Annotated in this window: 3 protein-coding genes; all 3 read right to left on the bottom strand. The window is 76.1% G+C overall.

Annotation, left to right across the window (positions count from 1 at the left end; all coding sequences use genetic code 11):
* The coding region (locus tag VF468_22570; protein HEX5881074.1) for a nitrilase-related carbon-nitrogen hydrolase at positions 1-220 on the bottom strand (220 nt) is incomplete at its 3' end.
* A 19-nt stretch (positions 221-239) separates the two neighbouring features.
* Positions 240-1,046, bottom strand: coding sequence for a class I SAM-dependent methyltransferase (locus tag VF468_22575; protein HEX5881075.1), 807 nt, complete (start codon positions 1,044-1,046; stop codon positions 240-242).
* A 110-nt stretch (positions 1,047-1,156) separates the two neighbouring features.
* On the bottom strand, positions 1,157-2,711 hold a 1,555-nt coding region (locus tag VF468_22580), incomplete at its 5' end, for a LuxR C-terminal-related transcriptional regulator (protein HEX5881076.1).

Here is a 2,711-nt window from a genome sequence, read left to right on the forward strand (position 1 = left end):
GCTTTAGCAGCCGCAGGTGCCAGGCCTCGTCCTCGCCGGGCAGGACCTCGTCGACCCAGGCCGGCCAGGCGGGCAGGAACGCCTCGGGGAAGACGAGCAGGCGGGCCCCCCCGTCGGCCGCCTGCTCGATCAGGGCCAGCGCCTTGACCAGGCTGGCCTCCAGGTCCAGGAACACCGGGGCGGCCTGGACCGCGGCCACAGTCACCGTCGACGCCGGCATGAGCGTTCCCCTAGTCCGTCTAGTCCGTCGCGGGCTTGTGGACGACGACCTCCAGGTACTCCTGGCGCAGGACCAGGGTGTCGTCGTCGGAGAGGTTGAAGCCGGCGGCCACCTTGGCCATGTCGGCCTTGAGGTCGGCGGCGCGGTCGTCGCCGATGGCGGCCACGACCCGGTTGGTGGGGCCGTAGAAGGTGGCGAAGAACTCGGCCTGGTGCTCGGGCGAGGGCCAGCGCCAGCGGAAGGTCCGGCGGGGGGCCGAGATGGTGGCCTCGGGGCCGAACAGCTCGCGCAGCCGCTGCTGGCTGCCCCATTCCACCGGGGGCCGCAGCCCCGGCGGTGGGGGCAGGTAGCGGCCGATGGTCCGGAACAGCTCGCCGATGTAGCCGTCGGGGACCCAGTTGACCATGCCGATGCGGCCGCCGGGGCGGCAGACCCGCAGCAGCTCGGCCGCGGTGCGTTCCTGGTCGGGGGCGAACATGGCCCCGCAGGTCGACAGGACGACGTCGAAGCAGGCGTCACCAAAGGGCAGGTCCTCGGCGTCGCCTTCTTGGAAGCTGGCCTCCAGCCCTTCGGCGGCGGCGCGCTGGCGGGCTCGTTCCAGCAGCGCGGGAACGTAGTCGACGCCGGTGACCTGGCAGAAGCGGCGGGCGGCGGCCAGGGCGGCGTTGCCGTGGCCGCAGGCCACGTCCAGGACCTGTTCGCCGGCGCGGAGGTCGACGGCTTCGCACAGCAGCTCGGCGGTGAGCAGCAGCCGGGTCCCGACGGCCGCGTAGTCGCCGGAGGCCCAGGCGGCCTGCTGCTTCTGCTTGATGGTGGCGATGTCCATTGCCGTACCTCCCATGGTCGGGGCGGTGAGCTGGGTCGAGGTGGCTGGCGGCCGCCCTGGGGTCGCAGCATCCGGCAGCGGTGTGTGAGCCGACGTGTGACCAGGGAACGCTAGGACGCCACCGGGGGCGGGGGATCGGGATCGGTTCCCCAACTCTGGCCGCCCGGGTCCCCATCTCTGGCCGGGACGAGGCCGAGCCGGCGGGCGGCCGCGGCGGCCTGGCGGCGTGACCCGACGCCGAGCTTGGCCAGCAGCGCCGAGACGTGGTGGCCGACCGTCTTGGCCGACAGCGACAGCCGGGTGGCGATCTCGGCGTCGGTCAGGCCCTCGGCCAGCAGGCCGAGCACCTCGACCTGGCGGCCGGTGAGGCCGGCCGGGTTGGCCGCCGTGGCCCGGTTGGGGCCGCGGGGGACGTGCAGGTCGCCGCGCTGCCGGAGCTGGCGCCGGAGCCGCTGGGCCGTCTGGCGGGCACCGAGGCCGTCCAGCAGCGCCAGCGCCTCCAGCGGCGCCTCGTCCCGGTCGCCGCAGGCCAGGGCCAGGGCCCGGTGGTAGGAGCAGCCGAGCTCCTGCCAGGCGCCGGCGGCGGCGCGCCAGTCGCCGGCCAGCAGCAGCCGGTACGGCTCGGCCACCGTTCCCGTCACCGGCCGCGGCGTGCCGGCCAGCCACAACCAGAAGGCCAGCTCCCCCGCGAACCACGGGTGCCCGGCCCGGACGGCCGCCTCGTGCACGCGGCCGGCCTCCTCGGCGACCCGCTCGTCGTCGCCGTGCAGCCAGGCGTACTCGGCCCGGGCGGCGGCCACCTGCCCGGTCCACTGCAGCTCGCCGGTGGCGAAGGCGGCCTCGGTGGCCTCCTGCAGGGTGGCCGCGGCCTCGGGGTCGCCCCGGCGCGCCTGCAGCAGGCCCAGCGGCACCAGCGCGTCCGCCAGCCGGCCGCTGGCGTGCACCCGCTCGGCCAGCGCCGCCCGGGCGTCCTGCTCCGCGCCGGCCCAGTCGCCCTGGTCCAGCCGCAGGCGGGCGCGGTGGCCGAGCAGGTGCTGGGCGTAGCCGGCCAGCTCGTGCGCCTGGACGAAGGCGAGCGCCCGGTCGAGGTCCTGGCCGGCGTGGCCGTAGTCGCGCAGCTCCACGGCGATGGTGGCCAGGTTGGACAGCGCCCGGGCGGCGTGGTCCTCCAGCCCGGCGGCCACCGCCACCTCGAAGCCCTGCTCCAGCTCGGCCCGCCCGCCCTGGTCGCCGCCCTGGAGCCGGGCCGAGCCGATGTTGGTCAGGGCGTGGCTGAGCGTCTCCTGGTCGCCCAGCCGCCCGGCCAGCTCGATCGCCCGCCCGGCCCAGCCCATCGCAACCTCCAGCCGGTTGGCCAGCATGTCGAGCTGGGCCTGGTTGCTGTAGGCCATGGCCAGGTGCCGCCCGGGGGTCAGCGGCTCCAGCACCTCGATGGCGCGGACGGCGGCGGCCTCGGCCGCGCGCCGGTTGCCCGCCCACCAGTGCAGGCGCGACAGCCAGCGCAGGCTCTGGCCCACCTTCTCAAGGTCGCCGATCTCCTCCCGGAGGCGGACGGCCTCCTTGCGGGCGTCGACCGCGTCGCCGGGCACCCCGCTCATGTAGGCCTCGATCGAGAAGGCCTCCAGCAGCTCGGCCCGGGCCGGGGCGGGCCGGCGGCCGGCGTGG

Source organism: Actinomycetota bacterium (genome assembly GCA_036280995.1).
Lineage (GTDB): Bacteria > Actinomycetota > CALGFH01 > CALGFH01 > CALGFH01 > CALGFH01.

Bases quoted from the DNA above. Each gene is read 5' to 3' on its own strand.
- VF468_22575 (HEX5881075.1), bottom strand. From the start codon at position 1,046: ATGGACATCGCCACCATCAAGCAGAAGCAGCAGGCCGCCTGGGCCTCC.